The organism is Pseudoalteromonas sp. APC 3358 (assembly GCF_030408075.1).
Taxonomy (GTDB): Bacteria; Pseudomonadota; Gammaproteobacteria; order Enterobacterales; family Alteromonadaceae; genus Pseudoalteromonas; species Pseudoalteromonas arctica.
On the sequence record NZ_JASDCE010000005.1, the window covers coordinates 252,844 to 271,522 of the forward strand.

The window sequence follows — 18,679 nt, forward strand, 5'->3', positions numbered from 1 at the left end:
GTACTTATTTAAGGCCTTTTACCGCAGTGCCTGCAAAACAAATGGCTATTATGCTCATTCAACTGCGTTTTAATGGCCTTATTAGCTTCTAGTTTACTCAAGCCTAATTTATAGCGTAGTTCTTCTAGGTGTTCTTGTTGAGTATCATTAAGAGTGCCATCTTGAATTTGTTCATGTACGGCATCTTCAAAAAATTGGCGGCGTTTACGTATTTGTTCTGAAAAACTAGACGCCAGTAAACCGGTAGGTATTGCAACCATTCCCATGCTCAGTAGTGTAATAACCCCGCCGAAAAACTTACCCAATGGCGTTATAGGTACTACATCGCCATAACCAACGGTTGTTAGTGTTGCCATTGCCCACCACATAGCCGCAGGAATAGAGCCAAATTTATCGGGTTGTATGTCGTGCTCAATTAAGTAAATTCCGCATGAAGCTAAAATAAGCACGACGGCCATAATAAAAAAAGCAGCCATTAATGAACTACCTTCATCGTTAAAGGCTTTTAAAAGTAGCTGCATGGCGCGTGAGTAGCGAGTGAGTTTAAATACCCTTAATAGTCGGAGCACGCGTAAAAAACGTAAATCGAGAGGAAATAAAAACATCATTAAGCTTGGTAAAATCGCAATTAAATCAACAATTGCCAAAGGAGAGAAAAAATAGCTAAGCCGACGTTTGGTATGAGACCCTTCCATTGCTGCATATCGTGTTTTATCTACGCAAGCCCAAAGCCTGGCCAAGTACTCAATAGCAAAAATAGCGACCGAGACAATTTCTAAAACTAAGAATTCGTTGTAATACTGCTCTGCCACACTTGGGATTGATTCAATAACAATGGCTACAACGTTAATCATTATTAAGCTAATGAGCGCAATATCAAGAATATGTCCCGCTCGATGGTACTGGCCTGTGCCTTCAAACAGGCAAGCCATTTTTTGTCTTAAAGTGTGTGGTTCATTCATTATTTAAGTTTAAGTACCATGTTAATACTGCCTTCTTCAAAGTCGCGACTAATTTTAAAACCTAACTTACGGGCAAGCTCAATCATCCCTGTATTCTCTGGTAAGGTTATGCCTTCAATCGATTCCACACCTTGACGTTTACAGTGGTTAATTGCTGCACTCATTAGTATGCGACCAAGCCCTAAACCTTGGCAATCTGAGCGTACTACAATGGCAAACTCAGCATGCAGGTTATCGGGGTCCATAATGACGCGAGACACACCTAATGTGCGAGTTTTACCTTCAAAGCGTTGGCAAACAATAAACGCCATTTCACGGTCGTAATCAATTTGCGTCATTTTCGCGAGTTGATCGTGGTTAAATTGTGGTAGTTCGCCAAAAAAGCGTTTATATCTGTCTTCTTTATTAAGTGACTCGTCAAATGCTTTATGAGCTTGTTCATCTTCTGGCTTTATTGGTCTGAGCGTAGCTTGGGTGTTGTTTTTAAGTGTTACCACTTCAACAAGTTCAATAGGGTAGGGACGAATAGATAAGCGCTTACGATTGCTCTGAGTTTGATAACGGCTAAGTGTCATGGTGGCATCGAGCACTAAAAACTGTCCATTACTGGCAAGTATAGGATTAAGTTCCATTGAGCTTATGTCAGGTTGATCAATAACTAACTGAGAAATACGCGTTAGCAGTGCACACAAACGATACTTATCAACTTTTTCGGGTAATATGCGCTCCTTTAATACGCCTTTATCGTGCGCTGCGGCAATTAAATACTTTGCTAAGTTCATATTTAGTGGAGGCAGAGCAACGGCGGCTTGCGCATATTCAAGGCCGGTTCCTGCTTCACCTAATAATATAACAGGACCAAAATTAGGCTCGGTTTTAATCGCAATTCGCAGCTCATTTGCGCCTGCTCGCGGCGCCATTTTTTGTAATGAAAACCCTTCAATAACAGCATCCGGATAAGTGTTTTTAATACGGATAAGCATTGCAAAAGCGGTTTGTTCAACCTCGTTGGCATCGTTTAAGTTAAGCACCACACCACCTACTTCAGACTTTGAAGCAATGCTTGGGCTAATAAGTTTTAACGCGACCGGAAAACCAAGTTCTATGGCTTGCTCTCTGGCTTCTGTTGGGGTGTAAGCCACCTCAGTTTGAATGCATGTAATACCATAGTGATTTAATACTTGGCTTGCCTGATGGGTAGGTAAGTAGCTTTGTCCGTCATCTAAAAACTCATTAATAAGCGCTTTAGCTGCTACTTTATTTATTTTTGCGTCATCTGTATTCGACTCAGGTGTTTGCGTTAAATGCTTTTGGTTACGGCGATACGTTACCAAGTGCATAAACGCGCCAACAGCACCCTCTGGTGTTCTATAAGTTGGTATTGCGTTGTTTGAGCACACTTTTCTGGCGGCGTAAGATGCGTCTTCACCCATAAAATTAGTTATAACGTAAGGGCGCGCCATTTTAGGTAATGTTTGTAAGGTTTCTACAATAATGTTGGCGTAGTCTTCGCTGGGCGCAAGCGCTGAGGGAGTATGGATAATCAGTAAGTTTTTAACTTCTTTTGCGTGCAGTAAAATTTCTAATGCTTGCTTATAACGCGCAGGTGCTGAATCGCCAAAAATATCCACAGGGTTTGAGGTGGTTTCTGATTGCGGAATTACTTTATTTAGCGCATTTCGGGTTTCAATGCTTAGTTCTGCTAATTTACCGGAGCTTTGAATTAGCTCATCAACGGCCATAACACCTGGGCCGCCACCATTAGTTAAAATTGTCAGTTGCTCTACTTTTAATAATTTTGGATGCATGGCGAGTGTTTGTGTCGCTGCAAATAGCTCTCGTAAATCATTTACGCGCAGCATACCCGCTCGTTGAAATAACGCATCGTAAACAGCATCAGAGCTTTGCTTTCCGCCGGTGTGAATTTCGGCTGCAAGTGCGCCTGCACTTGTTTTACCTGTTTTAATTGCAATTACAGGTTTACTAAAGGCCGCAGCTCTTGCTGCTGATATAAAGCCACGAATATCTTCAATGTTGTCAATGTAGAGTAAAATAGCTTTGGTTTTAGCATCACGACCTAAAAAGTCGAGTAGTTCATTAAAGTTTATATCAAGGCAATCACCTACCGATACAAAATATGAAAAGCCAATTTCTTTGTTTTTAGCCCAATCTAAAATAGTTGAGCATACTGCTGCTGATTGCGATACAAATGCAATTTTACCTGGGCTTGCCACTGTATGTGAAAAGCTCGCATTTAAACCAATATGAGGGATCAGCAAGCCCAAACAATTGGGTCCAAGCAAAGTAACCTGTTTGGCTTGAGCGCATGCTTTAAGTGCGCTTTTTTGCTCTCCAGAAAGCCCATCTGCAATAACAATAGCCGTTTTACAGCCAAGCTCTCCAAGCTGCTCAATAATATCAATTAAGGTATTTTTGTTAGTACAAATAACAGCAAGGTCGGGTACTTTTGGTAAGTCAGCAATAGAGGGGTAAGCAAGTACGCCATGTACTGCGCTATGGCTTGGAGTAACGGGCATTATCGGCCCTTTAAAACCGCCTTGAAGTAAGTTGCGCATAACCACAAAACCAGCACGAGTTGATATATTAGAGGCACCAATAACGGCCACTGAGCTTGGGTTAAAAAACTGGGTAATGCGCTTAAGGCTCATGGTTTTTCCTAGGCTGATTAAATTTTGCGTTATTTATAGTCTCAATGTACCCTGTTTACTGTGTTATTTCGAGCGTCTAGATGCTTATTATTGATATCAATCAAGGAGATTATTGTGAATAAAACCCCCGGTTTTTACATTGTTATAGCGGCTATTTGTTTAAGTATAGGCTTAATTAGCTTAGGGTTTATTTTAAAGAGCACAGCTCTCAGTGTAAAAGAGATGGAACGTACTGTGCAGGTTAAGGGGTTGGCCGAGCGAGAAGTTATAGCCGATACGGTAATTTGGCCTCTGCAATTTAGTGATGCCGACAATAATCTTGAAAAACTAGTAAGCCGAGTTGAGAAAAAAAATGATGCTGTAACTGCTTTTTTAAAACTGCATGGTTTTGACGACGATGAAATAACAATAGGCAGCCAGTCAGTTATTGATAAGCAAACACGTGAATACAGTAATGAAAATCAACAGTTTAGATACATAGTGCGTTCAAATATTATTGTTTATTCTGATGCGCCAGATAAAGTGCAAAACGCGCTGAGTAAAGTAAGCCAGCTTGCTAAACAAGATATCGCGATAGTGCAGGACAGCTACGAAACAAAAGTTGAATACATTTTTACAGGCCTCAATGATGTAAAGCCTGCGATGGTGCAAGAAGCAACTGAAAAAGCGCGTGAAGTCGCTAATAAATTTGCTAAAGACTCTAATTCAAAATTAGGCAAAATAAAAACAGCTCGCCAAGGGCAATTTAGTATCAGTAATCGAGATTCAAACACACCGCAAATAAAAAACATAAGAGTGGTAACCAGTGTTGAATATTATTTAAATGACTAGGAAATAATATGTCAGAGTCTAAATATGGTCAGTTTGTACTGGCGCCCCGTTCGTATTTTTTTACTGCTATAGCGAGCGTGGTGTTTGCGTTTATTGGCTTTAGTTATAATGCATGGCGAATGGAGGCAAGTGAAGAGAACAACAATACACGCATTGCTAGCTTTCAAATATTACAAGAACTAGCCGAGCTTGAGCTTATTGTATTTGCGGCACATTACGATAATAACAAAATAGATGGCAGCCCTAGAAAAGGCTGGGTTAAGGTTAACTTAATTCATGACTTAAGCTACTTAGCCGTTGATAAAGTACATTTAAAAACAAAAGACTTACAAAAGGTCTGGCAAACTAATTGGCCAAATATGGTTGATCACCAAAGTGCTGCGCAATCTATTACACATGCTATAGACAGTGTGCGTACAGAAGTTGTGAGTGAATTAAAGCGCCTTGATTAAGTGAGCAACTTGCGCCGTTGAGCGTTGCAAGTAAGCGGCGCTCAGTAAAATTGTGGTCTCGTTAACTTTTTGCCCTTTTAGTACGTTGGCAAGCTGCTGTTTTGCGTTAGGATTTTGTTTTTGCTCTATTTCCATTAATGCTAACAAAGCTGAGAATTCATGCTTTACCGGTGTGCTCGATTTATTTGCATAGGCAATGTAGCAGGCAACTGGTGTTAATCCGTGAGAGTTGGGCTGCGCCAACGCTTTAACTAAGTCATCATTTGATTCAAACAACATTAAAGAGCGTACATAGTTAAATGGCAGCTTTGTAGTATCGGCATGTTTAAACACATTGTGCAGTACGTTATTTCCTTGAGTATCTTGTACTAAAAAGCCTTTATTTACTCTCAGCGCTGGAGTAAAAAAGCTCAATGCGTCAATATTAGTGAGTTGATTAATAAATGGAGAAGGTGCTGTATTAGTACTTAATATACGGATTGCTATGTTTTGCATAAAGTCATACTTAACACTCAACCGTTGGGCGCTGTCATATAAATGGTTAAGCTGCAAAGTTTGCTGAGCAGGGCTTAACTGCCTAAAGTCGTTATCGAGTTCATTTAACTGCTGCTTTGAAATACGCGCATTAAGTAGTTGTATGCTTAAATCCATTATTATTTCCAAAATATTTTTTGCTACTATAAAACAAAAAAGGCCGCAAATGCGACCTTTCATATTTAAAGCAATTGTTTAAATTGGTTTTAAGCCTTTTTGCTTGCTACCCATTCATTAACAAAGTTTTCTAGAACATTAAGTGGTACAGGACCATTTTTAAGCACTACGTCGTGGAACTGGCGAATATCAAATTTATCACCAAGTTGCTTTTTAGCTTCTTCACGAAGTTCTAAAATCTTCAGCATACCTACTTTATAAGCCGTTGCTTGTGAAGGCATTACAATGTGACGCTCAACCATTTTAACACCGTCAGATGTTGCATTAGGCGTGTTATTTACGTAGTAATCAATACCTTCTTGGCGAGTCCACTTCATTGCGTGAATACCTGTATCAACCACTAAGCGACATGCGCGCCATAATTCCATTGAAAGACGACCAAAATCTGAGTAAGGGTCTGAGTACATGCCCATTTCTTTAGGAATGAACTCTGAGTATAAACCCCAGCCTTCAATATACGCTGTGTAGCCACCAAACTTACGGAACTTAGGAATACCTTCTAGTTCTTGCGAAATAGCTATTTGCATGTGGTGTCCCGGAATACCTTCGTGGTATGCCAGCGCTTCCATTTGATACGTTGGCATTGCTTCCATATCGTAAAGGTTAGCGTAGTAAACACCTGGGCGTGAACCATCAGGAGCTGGCTGTTGGTAAAATGCTTTACCTGCTGCTTTTTCACGGAATGCTTCAACCGCTTTTACTTTTAAACCTGCTTTTGGTTTAACAATGAATAATTCATCTAAACGCGTTTTCATTGTATCAATAAGCCCAGTGGCTTCATCAAGGTAGCGTTGTTTACCTTGTGCATCATTAGGGTAGTAAAATTGCTTGTCAGTTTTCATAAACTGCATAAACGCTTTTAAGTCGCCTTTAAAGCCAACTTTGTCTTTAATCTCACGCATTTCATCATGAATACGTGTCACTTCAGATAGACCAATTGCATGAATTTCTTTAGCAGTTAAATCTGTTGTAGTTGTGCGCTTAAGTGCGTTGTTATAAAACGCTTCGCCATCAGGTAATTTCCATGCGCCATCGCGATCATCTGCGCGTTTTTCAAGCTGTGCAAGGTAATTAATTAGTTTAGAGTAAGATGGTTTAACAGCCGATTTTAATGCATCTGATGCATCGCTGATTAACGAGTCTTTCTCGTCTTGGCTAATTTCAAGCGCTGTTACTTTACGTTTAAAGTCAGCAAGCAATGTAGAATCATCGCCTTTTTCAAACGGTGCACCGTGAATAATGTTTTTGCTTGAATCAATAACATGCGGGAATACAAATTTAGGGGCAATGATGCCTTTTTTTGCACGTACAGTTAAATCAATAATAAGCTGATCAATAACACCAGTTACACCATTTAAACGAGAAATGTAGTCTTTAGCTTCTTTTACATTACTAATTGAGTGCTGATTAATTAAAAACGCAGGGATCATAGAATGCGTACCAAACATTTGGTTCACAGGGTAGTTATGGTAACGCCATTTAAAGTCAGCAATTGAGCTTTCAAGATCTTGTTTTTTTAAGTCGTAGCTAACTTTTGTTGCATCATCTAATAAATCACGGCTGATTGCTTTTAGTGCAACTAGGTCAGCTTTTGTTTGCGCTAAATCTTTAAGCTGTCTTTCTTCGCTGCCATCATCCCACTTATCGTAATCTTGCTTAATACCCATGTATGTTTGATATACAGGACTGCTCATTACGTCGCGGTTAAATGTATCTTCAAAAAATGCATTGGCTTTGTCTATTTCACTTTGTTGTGATTGAACTGCTTGTGCAATAGGAGCTGAAGTCGCTTGTTGTGTTGTTTGCTGGCAACCAGCAAGTAGTGCAACGCTTACTGCGGCCGCAATAAAAGTAAGTTTACGCATTGTTTTCCCTTTTGTTGTTAGAAACCCATTAGGGTGTTTTATATTTATTTTTTGTGTAACGCTGGGCGCTACACAAATAATTCTAGCAGGTCATTTAAAAAGCGATGACCTTTTAAGCTTACCTGCCAATGGCTATCTGTTTGAGTCAATAAACCTTTATTAATTGCTTGGTTTAATGCACTTTGCTGACTTTGCAGTGGCAGTGTTGTAAGTTTATTAAAATCATTAATTGGGCAAGGCTCAACAAGGCGAAAGCGATTCATAAAAAATTCAAACGCTAAATCGTCTTGCTCTACATGCCAGCTTTTATACATATATGGTTTAATTAAATCCATATAGCCGCGTGGGTGTTTAACCTTTTCAGTACGCGTAATAAGCCCTGTATTTGCATCAGTAACCTTACCATGCGCGCCGCAGCCAATACCGAGATAATCGCCAAAACGCCAATAATTCAAGTTATGTTGGCACTGATAGCCTGGTTTTGCATAGCCCGATATTTCGTATTGTATGTAACCTGCTTGAGCTAGTAACTCGACCCCTTGCTCTTGAATGTCCCACAGTATTTCGTCTTGTGGCAAGGTAGGAGGTTTTGAAGCAAACTGAGTATTGGGTTCAATAGTTAGTTGATACCAAGATATATGCGGTGGATCGAGCGCTATTATTTGCTTTAAATCGCTCAGTGCATCATCAAGTGTTTGCCCAGGTAAGCCATGCATTAAATCAAGGTTAAAGCTATTTAAACCGGCTTCTTTAGCTTGTTGCGCAGCATAGTTTGCCTCGTCGCTGCCATGAATCCGACCAAGTGCTTTTAACTTGTCGTTTTGCATGCTTTGCACACCAATCGAAATACGGTTAATGCCTGCTTTTACGTAATCTTTAAAACGACCTGTTTCTACTGTACCTGGGTTGGCTTCAAGGGTAATTTCGCAGTGTTCTTCAAGACCAATTAGGTTGTCGACTTCATTTAATAAACGAGTATAAGCCGCACCAGTTAATAAGCTCGGAGTACCGCCACCAATAAAGATACTGTGAATTTTACGTCCTTGCACTAAGTGCAAATCTGCTTTTAAATCATCAATTAAATGCTGAACATATTCAGCTTCAGGTATTTCACCTTTTTGTCCGTGGCTATTAAAATCGCAGTACGGACATTTTTGCACGCACCAAGGTACGTGCACATATAAGCTCAGTGGTGGAAGGTTCACAGGCCGCCTTTTTGCTGTAGCTCTAGCAATAGTTTTTGTAGTGCTTGGCCGCGATGACTCACTGCATTTTTTTGCTCTTTTGTAAGCTCAGCACTGGTACAATTTTTCTCTGCTACAAAAAATACAGGGTCGTAACCAAAGCCACCGCTGCCATTTTGAGTGAGCGTAATTTCGCCTTCCCAGCTTGCACTGCAAATAAGGGGGGTAGGGTCATCTGCATGGCGCATTAATACCAGTACACACCAAAAGCGCGCACTGCGAATAGGGTTGTCGCCTAAATCAACGAGTAATTTATCAATGTTATCTTGATCGCTGGCACCTGGGCCTGCAAAACGGGCTGAGTAAACACCAGGGGCTCCATTTAGGCCATCAACTTCTAAACCTGAGTCATCGGCAATAGCAGGCATGCCAGTAATTTTAGCTGCATGACGCGCTTTAATAATGGCATTTTCAACAAAGGTAGTGCCGGTTTCGGCAACTTCACCTACGTTAAAATCGCTCTGTGGAACTACATTAATATTCAGAGGGCTTAGCATGTTAGCTAGCTCATTTACTTTGCCAGGGTTACCTGTAGCAAGTACTAAAGTTTTGGTCATGTTATTAATCTACGTAAAATTTTTGCTGAAACTGTAATTTTTGAAATTGATTACTTTGTTGTATTTCAATCTCAAAGCGTAAAATCTCTTCGTTGGTGTAATCAACTTGGGCAAGGTAATAAATTGAATCACCTTCTTTTACTTCTTTAAAAGTAAGCGTTTGTTTATTGCCAAGTAGGTTTCTAGCTGTGCCAGTAAGCTTTGCTGTTTGGGCTGTATTTTCGGCATCATTTTTTAAAACAGAAATATTCACAATGCCCTTGTATCCGCTTCGCTCAAGGCCATACGCTTTTGCTATTTTTGGCTGAATAAAAGTAGAAGGAAAGGCGATGTAATGCACCTGCCAAGGGCCAAGCTCTTTATATTGTGCGCCTTGCATTTCTTCGCTTTGCGCGTTAAATGCAAATGCTAAACAAGCAATAAAACAAAACTTAATTAAACGGTTCATTATGTATTCCTCAAAACATATAAAAAAAGAGGCCTTTGGGCCTCTAATTAAAAAATCCATATTAGACTAAAAAATCCATAAGCAGCATTTGCAAAAACTGAATACCAATAATAAGCACTAAAACTGATAAATCTAAGCCACCCATTGATGGCAATATTTTACGAATTGGTTTTAGCATTGGTTCAGTAAGCTGATGGAAAACCGCTTCTATAGGGTTATAACCTTGGCTAACCCAACTTAAAATAGCGCGAATAATAAGTACCCAAAAAACTAAGTTAAGGCCTTCTTTTAGTACAGTTATAAGTGCTTGTATAATTACAGGCTGTATTGCCCACGCATTATATATAACAAGCATTAAAGTACTAATTTTGGCTACAGCCACTATAAATGCCAGCAACAGAGATGCTAAATCAAGTCCGCCAAACCCCGGAATGATTTTACGCAGTGGTTTTACCGCAAACGAAGTGGCTTTAACCACAAACTGGCTCATTGGATTATAAAAGTCGGCTTTTGCCCACTGCAGCCAAAAGCGCAGTAATACCACCATTAAAAACAAATCAAACAGGGTACTGATTAAAAATTGCATGGCATTCATAGTGTAACCTTCAATAAAAAAGTGGTTTTAAAGTTCTTTTTCCATTTGCTCTGCACGCGCAATACACGCATCCATTGCATCGCCAACGGTTTTAGTTAAGCCTTCATCTTTTAAGTGCTCAACAGCTGCGTGAGTCGTACCGCCTTTAGATGTTACGTTTGAACGTAGTTGCGAAATACTAATGTCAGGCTGGCTAAGTGCCATTTCAGCAGCGCCAAGAGCTGTTTGTTGTACTAAACGACGAGCGTCTTCATCATTAAAGCCCAGCGCTTTAGCTTTTTCTTCTATGGCTTCCATAAATAAGAAAAAGTAAGCAGGTGATGAGCCGGTCACAGCAATAATATCGTTAATTTGTGACTCTTTTTCCACCCATACAACAATGCCCGTGCATTCAAAAACTTGTTGTACAAATTCGTGTTCGCTTTGTGTTTCGCCCGCGCCATATAAACCTGATACACCACGGCCTAATAAAGATGGCGTGTTTGGCATACAACGTACCATTTTAACGTCTTGACCTAGCATTTCACGTAAACGTTTTACAGTTAAGCCAGCAGCAACAGAAATAAACAGTTTATCGCTAAAATCTACGCCCGACTCTTGAAACGATTTACATAAATCGCCCATCATTTGTGGTTTAACAGACAAAACAATTACATCAGCATCGCGCAGGGCTTCGTTATTGTCACTGGTGGTTTGCACCTTGAAATCGGCTGCTACCTTTTCAAGCTTTTCTTGGTTGCGGTTAGTCGCAATAATGTTACTTGCGTTAAAACCGTTTTTTACCATGCCACCAATAATGGCGTAGCTCATATTACCTGTGCCTATAAATGCGATTTTTTTATCTGACATAAATCTGTTATCACCTTTTAAGTTCGTGTTCCAAAAATGTCTGTGCCGATCCTTACCATGGTTGAGCCTGCACTAATGGCAGCTTCAACATCGTTACTCATACCCATCGACAAAGTATCTACTTGAGGATATTGGGTCTTTAGTTTATCAAAGCAAGTTTGTAATTGCTCAAAAGATTGAATTTGCGTATCCAGATCGTTGCTTTTAGCGGGAATCGCCATTAAACCTCGAAGTGTTAAGTGCTCACATTGGTTAATAAAATCGGCAAGTTCATCTATTTCATCGCGGTGGCAACCCGACTTCGCTTCTTCATTACTTATATTTACTTGAATAAGTATATTAAGAGGCTGTTTATCGTCTGGGCGCTGGGAATCTAATCGTTTCGCTATTTTTATGCGATCAACACTTTGCACCCAATCAAAGTTGGCAGCCACTAAAGCACTTTTATTAGATTGAATAGGGCCAATGAAATGCCAAATGATGTCGCTATATGACTGTAGTTGAGCTATTTTATCTATAGCCTCTTGAACATAAGATTCACCAAATTCGCGCTGACCATGCTCATAAGCTGCAATAACATCTTCGCTTGGTTTAGTTTTAGACACTGCCAGTAGAGTGACTTCGTTAGTGTTTCGTTGTGCAATTTTTGCCGCGTCTGCAATTCTAGCGTAGGCGGATGTGAGTCGTTCTGCTATTGTAACCATATATTTATCAGTTAGTTGTGGAGTCATAAATGGATATTACCGAATTATTAGCGTTTAGTGTGCAACACAAAGCATCCGATTTACATTTATCGTCGGGTGTTTCACCTATGATACGCGTAGACGGTGATGTTCGCCGCATTAATATACCAGCCCTTGCAGACAAAGACGTAAACAGTCTTGTTTACGATATTATGAACGATAATCAACGCAAGGACTATGAACAAAATCTCGAAGTGGATTTTTCGTTTGAAGTGCCTAATTTAGCACGTTTTCGTGTGAATGCGTTTAACTCTAATCGCGGGCCTGCTGCGGTATTTCGTACCATACCAAGTGAAGTGTTAACGCTTGATGATTTAGGTGCGCCAGATATTTTTAAAACAATCTCCGATACCCCACGTGGACTCGTGTTAGTGACAGGTCCAACGGGCTCTGGTAAATCAACAACACTTGCCGCTATGGTCGATTATATAAATCAAAATAAACATCACCATATTCTAACAATAGAAGATCCAATCGAGTTTGTTCACGATAATAAATTAAGCCTTATTAATCAACGTGAGGTACATCGCGATACTCATAGCTTTTCAAACGCGCTACGTAGTGCATTGCGTGAAGATCCAGATGTAATATTGGTCGGTGAGTTACGTGATTTAGAAACAATTCGTCTTGCAATGACCGCTGCTGAAACGGGTCACTTAGTGTTTGGCACGTTGCATACAACATCTGCACCAAAAACCATTGACCGTATTATCGATGTATTCCCAGGTGAAGAAAAATCAATGGTACGTTCAATGTTATCTGAATCTTTGCGTGCTGTTATCTCGCAAACACTGCTTAAAAAGATTGGTGGCGGGCGAGTTGCAGCACACGAAATTATGATTGCAGTACCTGCTATTCGTAACTTAATTCGTGAAGATAAAATTGCACAAATGTACTCGTCTATTCAAACCGGTGCGTCTGTGGGCATGCAAACAATGGATCAATGTTTAACTAATTTAGTTAATCACGGCATTGTTACAAATGTGGCAGCGAAAGAAAAAGCACAAGACAAAACACAATTTGGCGGGTAAGAAACTATTATGGCTTTATCTTTAAACGACTTTTTACTCATCATGATTGAGAAAAAAGGTTCTGACTTATTTGTATCGAGTCAGCTACCTGTAAGCGCAAAAATAAACGGTGAGCTAACAGCCCTAAGTGACGATAGGCTTACTGATGAGCAATCGCTTGAGTTAGTAGAATCTGCAATGAGCGAAAAGCAAAAAGCAGAGTTTCATACAACGAAAGAATGTAACTTTGCGATTGCCACCGACGAAGGGCGTTTTCGTATTTCTGCTTTTTGGCAACGCGATAAAGCAGGTATGGTTATTCGCCGCATTGTTACGCAAATACCTGATGTGAGTGAGCTAGGTCTTCCTTCTATTCTTACCGATGTAATTATGTCTAAGCGTGGCCTTGTTTTGTTCGTTGGTGGTACTGGCACGGGTAAATCAACCTCGCTAGCTGCACTTATTGGTTACCGTAACCGACATCAACGTGGTCATATACTGACTATTGAAGATCCTATTGAATTTGTTCATGAGCATCGCAAAAGTATTATTACTCAACGCGAAGTAGGGCTTGATACCGAAAGCTTTGAGTCAGCACTTAAAAGCTCATTACGCCAAGCTCCCGATGTAATTTTGATTGGTGAAATTCGCTCTCAAGAAACTATGGAATACGCACTAAGCTTTGCCGAAACAGGTCATTTATGTGTTGCAACACTGCATGCTAATAATGCTAACCAAGCGATTGACCGTATTATGCATTTAGTTCCAAAAGAAAAACACGATAAGCTTAAGTACGATTTAGCACTTAATTTACGTGCTATCGTGGCGCAGCAATTAGTGCCGACTGCTGATGGTGAAAGCCGTGTTGCAGCTATTGAAATATTGCTTAACTCACCAATGGTTGCTGAACTGATTAAAAACGGTGATATTGGTGGTATTAAAGAGGCAATGGCTAAATCGAAAGAAATGGGCATGCAAACCTTTGACCAAGCGTTATTTGAGCTGTATAGACAGCAGCGAATTAATTACGCTGATGCACTGCATCATGCTGATTCGCCAAATGATTTACGTTTAATGATTAAACTGCGCAATAACGAGCAGCAAGGTGCGGGCTTTTTACAAGGCGTTACTATTGATGGCCTTGACGATAAAAATAACGATCAATAATTTAAAAAGTAATGAATATAAATACTTAATATAAAAAAAGCGCCAATTGGCGCTTTTTATATAAATAACCTGTTATATAACAGGTTATTTATATAGCCTGTTTATTCACCGTAACTAGACTCAAAAAAACTTTCTAAAATAATAACCGCAGACATATTATCTACGTTACCTTTGCCTAAGTTTTTATAGCCACCACTTTCAAAAAGTCGCGCTTTAGCATCCGCAGTCGTTAAACGCTCGTCTTGTGTTTGCACAGGAATGCCATAATGATTATGTAATCTGTTGGCAAACTTTTTTGCTTTAAAGGTAACCTCTTGTGACGTTCCATCCATATTTAGTGGTAAGCCAACAACCATTAAGTCAGGCTGCCATTCGGTTACTTGTACAGCAATATGGTCCCAGTTAGGAATGCCATCTTGTGCTTTTACAGCCTTAAGGCTAGACGCGCTGCCTGTTAGCTCTTGCCCAATAGCAATACCAATACTTTTGGTGCCAAAGTCAAAGCCCATTACAGTGCGTTCGCCTTGCGGCTTAAGCGATTTTTTTGTCATGTGTATCTTGTTTAAGTTTGCTAAGGGTTAAATTACTATTATGCGTGACCAGCTTCAGGGCTGAGTTGGCTAATATCAAAGCCCAACATTGAAACTGCTTTTTCCCATCGTTTTTCAACGGGGGTGTCAAAAATGATCTTCGGATCGGCTTCTATGATCAACCAACTGTTATCAAGTAACTCTTGTTCGAGTTGTCCTTGCTCCCATCCTGAATAACCCAATGTAATAATAAATTGTTCAGGTGCTTGTGCGGTAGTTAAGCTTGCTAAAACGTCTTTTGAGGTAGTGATCATAATATCGCTACTGAGTTTTTGGCTTGCTGAATAACCTGATTGGGGAGAGTGCAAAACAAAACCACGGTCAGTTTTAACGGGTCCGCCTGCAAACACACTTACTTTTGCTGCGTTTTGCGTTTTGTCGTTATCAATTTCTATTTTATCTAAAAGTTCGCCAACAGTAACATCAATAGGTTGGTTTATTACCAAGCCCATAGCCCCATCTTCATTGTGCTCACAAATATAGGTAACAGCACGTTTAAAAAAAGGGTCTTGCATCGACGGCATCGCGATTAAAAAATGATTTTCTAATGACTGCATAGATTTCACCCTTTTTAGTTAATGAACTTTGAGTATGGCACATACCTTTGTTTTTAAAACTAAAAAAGCACTTTCATACAGTTTAAAAATTAATAGTTAACAACTATATTAAAATTTATGACACGAAAGTGCTTTTAATAACGATAGGTAGATACTTATTTATCTAGCTTTCTTTCAATGGCATCAAACAAAATACCTGTAATAGAAATATCATAAGCAGCTTCAATTTCGCGCACGCACGTTGGTGCAGTTACGTTAATTTCAGTTAATTTATCGCCAATAATATCTAAACCTACAAATATTAAGCCTTTTTCTTTAAGCGTTGGTGCAACCGCTTGCGCTATTTTTAAATCTGACTCGCTAAGTGGACGGGCTTCGCCTCGACCGCCAACAGCTAAATTACCGCGTGTTTCACCATTTTGTGGAATTCGCGCTAAACAATACGGAATAACCTCACCATCAATAACCAATACGCGCTTGTCGCCTTGTTTGATCTCTGGGATGTAATTTTGCACCATAGCAAAGCGGCTGCCGTGCTCGGTTAGCGTTTCACAAATTACACCAATGTTGGCATCGTCTTCTCTAAGGCGGAAAATAGATGCGCCACCCATGCCATCAAGGGGTTTTAAAATAATGTCTTTATGCTCGGCTAAAAACTCACGAATTTGTTTTTGGCTACGTGTAACAAGTGTGTCTGGCGTATGTTCGCTAAACCATGCTGTAAATAGCTTTTCGTTAGCATCGCGAAGGCTTTGTGGCTTGTTAATTATTAACGTACCTTCTTGTTCTGCACGCTCTAAAATATACGTCGCGTAAATGTATTCGGTATCAAAAGGAGGATCTTTTCGCATTAAAATAACATCAAGGTCGGCAAGGGCTATAGTGGCTTTTTCTTCAAGCTCGTACCATTTTTCTGCATTATTAAACACTTGCGCTTTAGACGCTGTAGCGTACGACTTACCTTTACGAAGAGATAAATCATCCATCTCCATATAATAAATTTCGTAGCCGCGTTCTTGCGCTTGCATCATCATTGCAAAACCGGTGTCTTTTTTGATGTTAAATCCACTAATAGGATCTGAAATAATACCTAACTTAATTGCCATGCGCTGTGCCTTACTATAAATGTTACTGTTTATATGAGGGTGCTTTTAGTTATTTCAATTAGCTAAATCGCCAAATTGAAGTTGTAATGCACTTAAGACCGTTAAAGCGGCTGTTTCCGTTCGTAAAACGCGCGGGCCTAAGCGAATATCCACAAATTCTAGTTGTTTAGTTAGTGCTATTTCATCGTCGGTAAAGCCGCCTTCTGGGCCGACTAAAAAGCGTACGCCATCTTTAGGTACCGTAATGGTTTTAATGCTGTGCTCAGCACGAGGGTGAAGAGTGAGCTTAATTGCATTGGTTTGTTGTGCAAGCCATTGTTTTAAATCTACAGGGGGATGAATAATTGGCACAAAATTACGCCCAGATTGCTCTGCCGCTGCTATTGCAATTTTTTGCCATTGTTGGTGTTTTTTCTCTAGACGATCGCCCATTAGTTTCACGCCACAGCGCTGACTAAAAATAGGGGTGATTTCGGTAATGCCCAGTTCAACTGACTTTTGAATTGTAAAATCCATTTTATCACCACGGGATACACACTGGCCTAAATGAATTTTAAGCGGGGATTCTACATCATGAGGATTAAGCTCTAACGGCATTACGACGACTGTTTTTTTTGTTACCTCAATTATTTCACTAAGGTATTCGCCGCCTTCGCCATTAAAAATAGATACATGCTCGCCTACTTTCATGCGCAGCACTCTGCCAATATGCCCTGCAGCATCGTCATCTAAAGTTACAGGGGTGTTTAGGGCAATACTCGATGTTTGATAAATATGAGGAACTCGCATAGGGCGTCACTTATTACTTAGCGTAAAAATATATACTGCTATGGTAAGTAAGCTGGGAGCTGTGCGCAATTATTTATTTTTATTAAGTTGCTCTGCAAGGTCTATTAAATCTTGTGGTGTGTGCGCTATATCGTGGTGATTTTGCGAAGGTTCCGTTAACGTCTCGTCAGTAACTAGGCTTAGTGTATAGCCTGTATCATCAAAGCTTATTAAAAAGCGCTCTTCATGTAACGAGTTATAAATAAAGCGTTGTTTATCGCTTGCGAGTAAGTAATCGGTGCTATTAAAAAGGACTCCGTGTAAATCGTGATGCTCTTTTAGATAGTTAATTAATTCAGAAACGCTTATTTCGTTTTCAAGGTCGCAATAACTATAGTCTTTAATAAGTTCGTCAAACATCATTTTTACTAACTGGCGGGTATTGCTGCCTGCAGCAATAAGCGTACTCGCTTTTGTTTTACCATTATTATTTACATAGTATTCGGCAAATGCTCGGCTAAATTCGTTGTCTATGTCAATTAACAAGTAATTCGTTATTTCAAGTGGCATAGAGCTAGGACCTTGTTGCATTTAAGTAATTACCATTATTACTTAAATGCAGACTTTTAATGGCTGTATTTTAGTAAAAAGGTCTAAAGAGAAAACATGCTAATAAGTAAATAGCCTATAGCACAAAAAACAGCAAACTCTATACATGCTACCCCAATATTATCTTGATGGTCTATTTCAAGAGCCGTATCAATATTTGGTAAAGAGATAACTTTTATCACATACGTTAAGCTGTAAAGTAGTATCCACATTACACCGCAATGCATAACGAGTGTAAATATGTTTTCTACCATTTTACCGTTTTGAAATGCTGCGCTAGATAAACCAGCATACACAGCCAATGCTAAACCTATTGATTTGCCAGCATACCTTATACCAATAGATGTATTTTCTAGGTTAAAGTTACTTTGTAGCGAAGCTCCTTGATTTGCTTTTGCAAAACGGTGTTCTCGTATTTTACTATCCAGTGCAAACATTCCCTGAAGCGTAAAAAAGCTAACACAAGCAATAAGTAAGTTGCTAAATCCTTGGGTGTGCGTCCACGTGTACAAGCCAAGTGCGATAATACAGTTAGCGATTAACATGCCTGAATCTACCAATGCAGCACATACATTTTGTTTTAGTATGGCAGCTTCTTCGTTAAACCTGTGGAGTATCCATTTTCTGTGAATTAAATGACCCACTTTTATAAAAGTGAATAAAAGAATAATAATAATTAACACTTTTAACGGGTTTGACTGTGCGGTACTTATACTTATTTCGTCAAATAAGAAAGCCATAGTGGCTATAACAACTGATATTTCAGATGCAAAACTAATACCCATGGCAAAGTTGTCGTGTTGTGCTAGCTCATCTTTAAGCGCTTGTTTTGCTTTGATTTGAGTGACAACTCGTAAACAAAAAATAGTTATGCAAATAACCGCAAAACTAATGGCAATCGCAATAAAACTAGTGTTAGATAAAGACAAATATGACATGGTAATCC

20 protein-coding genes are annotated in these 18,679 nt (G+C 39.6%); 4 read left to right on the forward strand and 16 right to left on the reverse strand.

Annotated elements, in window-relative coordinates; translation table 11 throughout:
- Positions 1-8: 8 nt before the first annotated feature.
- Positions 9-962 (reverse strand): ion transporter, encoded by a 954-nt coding sequence (locus QL995_RS10275; protein WP_165725175.1) that lies wholly within the window; start codon positions 960-962, stop codon positions 9-11.
- The gene (locus tag QL995_RS10280) at positions 962-3,631 is read right to left on the reverse strand and encodes a GNAT family N-acetyltransferase (protein ID WP_007586928.1); all 2,670 of its coding nucleotides are present in this window, start codon (positions 3,629-3,631) and stop codon (positions 962-964) included. The genes QL995_RS10275 and QL995_RS10280 overlap by 1 nt, the downstream gene beginning before the upstream one ends.
- Before the next feature lie 114 nt (positions 3,632-3,745).
- On the opposite strand from QL995_RS10280, the gene QL995_RS10285 reads away from it, so the two are divergent.
- Positions 3,746-4,462, forward strand: coding sequence for an SIMPL domain-containing protein (locus QL995_RS10285; protein ID WP_290294111.1), 717 nt, complete (start codon positions 3,746-3,748; stop codon positions 4,460-4,462).
- An 8-nt stretch (positions 4,463-4,470) separates the two neighbouring features.
- Positions 4,471-4,914, forward strand: a complete 444-nt coding sequence (locus tag QL995_RS10290) for a hypothetical protein (RefSeq protein WP_024592832.1) — start codon at positions 4,471-4,473, stop codon at positions 4,912-4,914.
- Here QL995_RS10290 and QL995_RS10295 read toward each other — a convergent pair.
- From QL995_RS10295 to QL995_RS10330, 8 genes are all read right to left on the reverse strand, one after another.
- On the reverse strand, positions 4,897-5,565 hold the full coding sequence (locus QL995_RS10295) for a hypothetical protein (protein WP_290294112.1): 669 nt from the start codon (positions 5,563-5,565) through the stop codon (positions 4,897-4,899). The two genes, QL995_RS10290 and QL995_RS10295, sit on opposite strands and share 18 nt — an antisense overlap.
- An 89-nt stretch (positions 5,566-5,654) precedes the next feature.
- On the reverse strand, positions 5,655-7,490 hold the full coding sequence (locus tag QL995_RS10300; protein WP_290294113.1) for a DUF885 domain-containing protein: 1,836 nt from the start codon (positions 7,488-7,490) through the stop codon (positions 5,655-5,657).
- A 68-nt stretch (positions 7,491-7,558) separates the two neighbouring features.
- Positions 7,559-8,695, reverse strand: a complete 1,137-nt coding sequence (hemW, locus tag QL995_RS10305) for a radical SAM family heme chaperone HemW (protein ID WP_010553296.1) — start codon at positions 8,693-8,695, stop codon at positions 7,559-7,561.
- Positions 8,692-9,291: an RdgB/HAM1 family non-canonical purine NTP pyrophosphatase gene (gene rdgB, locus QL995_RS10310; RefSeq protein WP_290294114.1), complete on the reverse strand. Its 600-nt coding sequence runs from the start codon at positions 9,289-9,291 to the stop codon at positions 8,692-8,694. The genes hemW and rdgB overlap by 4 nt, the downstream gene beginning before the upstream one ends.
- A gap of 4 nt (positions 9,292-9,295) precedes the next feature.
- Positions 9,296-9,739: a DUF4426 domain-containing protein gene (locus QL995_RS10315; protein ID WP_007376526.1), complete on the reverse strand. Its 444-nt coding sequence runs from the start codon at positions 9,737-9,739 to the stop codon at positions 9,296-9,298.
- A 61-nt stretch (positions 9,740-9,800) separates the two neighbouring features.
- Positions 9,801-10,334: a YggT family protein gene (locus QL995_RS10320; protein ID WP_007585413.1), complete on the reverse strand. Its 534-nt coding sequence runs from the start codon at positions 10,332-10,334 to the stop codon at positions 9,801-9,803.
- Between the two features lie 27 nt (positions 10,335-10,361).
- Positions 10,362-11,183, reverse strand: coding sequence for a pyrroline-5-carboxylate reductase (proC, locus tag QL995_RS10325; protein WP_101163677.1), 822 nt, complete (start codon positions 11,181-11,183; stop codon positions 10,362-10,364).
- A gap of 17 nt (positions 11,184-11,200) precedes the next feature.
- Entirely contained in the window at positions 11,201-11,914 is a 714-nt protein-coding gene (locus tag QL995_RS10330) for a YggS family pyridoxal phosphate-dependent enzyme (protein WP_007585410.1), read from the reverse strand.
- Between the two features lie 2 nt (positions 11,915-11,916).
- Between QL995_RS10330 and QL995_RS10335 the strand changes: the two genes are divergently transcribed.
- Positions 11,917-12,957 (forward strand): type IV pilus twitching motility protein PilT, encoded by a 1,041-nt coding sequence (locus tag QL995_RS10335; RefSeq protein ID WP_290294116.1) that lies wholly within the window; start codon positions 11,917-11,919, stop codon positions 12,955-12,957.
- Between the two features lie 9 nt (positions 12,958-12,966).
- Entirely contained in the window at positions 12,967-14,103 is a 1,137-nt protein-coding gene (locus QL995_RS10340; protein WP_197141994.1) for a PilT/PilU family type 4a pilus ATPase, read from the forward strand.
- 101 nt (positions 14,104-14,204) lie between these two features.
- Here QL995_RS10340 and ruvX read toward each other — a convergent pair whose 3' ends face one another.
- From ruvX to QL995_RS10370, 6 genes are all read right to left on the reverse strand, one after another.
- Positions 14,205-14,654: a Holliday junction resolvase RuvX gene (gene ruvX, locus QL995_RS10345; RefSeq protein WP_008170791.1), complete on the reverse strand. Its 450-nt coding sequence runs from the start codon at positions 14,652-14,654 to the stop codon at positions 14,205-14,207.
- Between the two features lie 38 nt (positions 14,655-14,692).
- Complete coding sequence (locus QL995_RS10350; protein WP_007585401.1) at positions 14,693-15,250, reverse strand: YqgE/AlgH family protein; 558 nt, start codon at positions 15,248-15,250, stop codon at positions 14,693-14,695.
- A gap of 155 nt (positions 15,251-15,405) precedes the next feature.
- Positions 15,406-16,356: a glutathione synthase gene (gene gshB, locus QL995_RS10355; RefSeq protein ID WP_007585399.1), complete on the reverse strand. Its 951-nt coding sequence runs from the start codon at positions 16,354-16,356 to the stop codon at positions 15,406-15,408.
- A gap of 54 nt (positions 16,357-16,410) precedes the next feature.
- A complete protein-coding gene (gene rsmE, locus QL995_RS10360; protein ID WP_024592834.1) occupies positions 16,411-17,145 on the reverse strand; it encodes a 16S rRNA (uracil(1498)-N(3))-methyltransferase in 735 nt (244 codons plus the stop codon).
- A 69-nt stretch (positions 17,146-17,214) separates the two neighbouring features.
- Positions 17,215-17,715 (reverse strand): hypothetical protein, encoded by a 501-nt coding sequence (locus tag QL995_RS10365; RefSeq protein WP_007585395.1) that lies wholly within the window; start codon positions 17,713-17,715, stop codon positions 17,215-17,217.
- A gap of 62 nt (positions 17,716-17,777) precedes the next feature.
- Positions 17,778-18,671, reverse strand: coding sequence for a hypothetical protein (locus QL995_RS10370; RefSeq protein ID WP_007585393.1), 894 nt, complete (start codon positions 18,669-18,671; stop codon positions 17,778-17,780).
- Between the last annotated feature and the right edge of the window lie 8 nt (positions 18,672-18,679).

Bases quoted from the DNA above. Each gene is read 5' to 3' on its own strand.
- QL995_RS10275 (WP_165725175.1), bottom strand. From the start codon at position 962: ATGAATGAACCACACACTTTAAGACAAAAAATGGCTTGCCTGTTTGAA.
- QL995_RS10280 (WP_007586928.1), bottom strand. From the start codon at position 3,631: ATGAGCCTTAAGCGCATTACCCAGTTTTTTAACCCAAGCTCAGTGGCC.
- QL995_RS10290 (WP_024592832.1), top strand. From the start codon at position 4,471: ATGTCAGAGTCTAAATATGGTCAGTTTGTACTGGCGCCCCGTTCGTAT.
- QL995_RS10295 (WP_290294112.1), bottom strand. From the start codon at position 5,565: ATGGATTTAAGCATACAACTACTTAATGCGCGTATTTCAAAGCAGCAG.
- QL995_RS10300 (WP_290294113.1), bottom strand. From the start codon at position 7,490: ATGCGTAAACTTACTTTTATTGCGGCCGCAGTAAGCGTTGCACTACTT.
- rdgB (WP_290294114.1), bottom strand. From the start codon at position 9,291: ATGACCAAAACTTTAGTACTTGCTACAGGTAACCCTGGCAAAGTAAAT.
- QL995_RS10315 (WP_007376526.1), bottom strand. From the start codon at position 9,739: ATGAACCGTTTAATTAAGTTTTGTTTTATTGCTTGTTTAGCATTTGCA.
- QL995_RS10320 (WP_007585413.1), bottom strand. From the start codon at position 10,334: ATGAATGCCATGCAATTTTTAATCAGTACCCTGTTTGATTTGTTTTTA.
- proC (WP_101163677.1), bottom strand. From the start codon at position 11,183: ATGTCAGATAAAAAAATCGCATTTATAGGCACAGGTAATATGAGCTAC.
- QL995_RS10330 (WP_007585410.1), bottom strand. From the start codon at position 11,914: ATGACTCCACAACTAACTGATAAATATATGGTTACAATAGCAGAACGA.
- QL995_RS10335 (WP_290294116.1), top strand. From the start codon at position 11,917: ATGGATATTACCGAATTATTAGCGTTTAGTGTGCAACACAAAGCATCC.
- QL995_RS10340 (WP_197141994.1), top strand. From the start codon at position 12,967: ATGGCTTTATCTTTAAACGACTTTTTACTCATCATGATTGAGAAAAAA.
- ruvX (WP_008170791.1), bottom strand. From the start codon at position 14,654: ATGACAAAAAAATCGCTTAAGCCGCAAGGCGAACGCACTGTAATGGGC.
- QL995_RS10350 (WP_007585401.1), bottom strand. From the start codon at position 15,250: ATGCAGTCATTAGAAAATCATTTTTTAATCGCGATGCCGTCGATGCAA.
- gshB (WP_007585399.1), bottom strand. From the start codon at position 16,356: ATGGCAATTAAGTTAGGTATTATTTCAGATCCTATTAGTGGATTTAAC.
- rsmE (WP_024592834.1), bottom strand. From the start codon at position 17,145: ATGCGAGTTCCTCATATTTATCAAACATCGAGTATTGCCCTAAACACC.
- QL995_RS10365 (WP_007585395.1), bottom strand. From the start codon at position 17,715: ATGCAACAAGGTCCTAGCTCTATGCCACTTGAAATAACGAATTACTTG.
- QL995_RS10370 (WP_007585393.1), bottom strand. From the start codon at position 18,671: ATGTCATATTTGTCTTTATCTAACACTAGTTTTATTGCGATTGCCATT.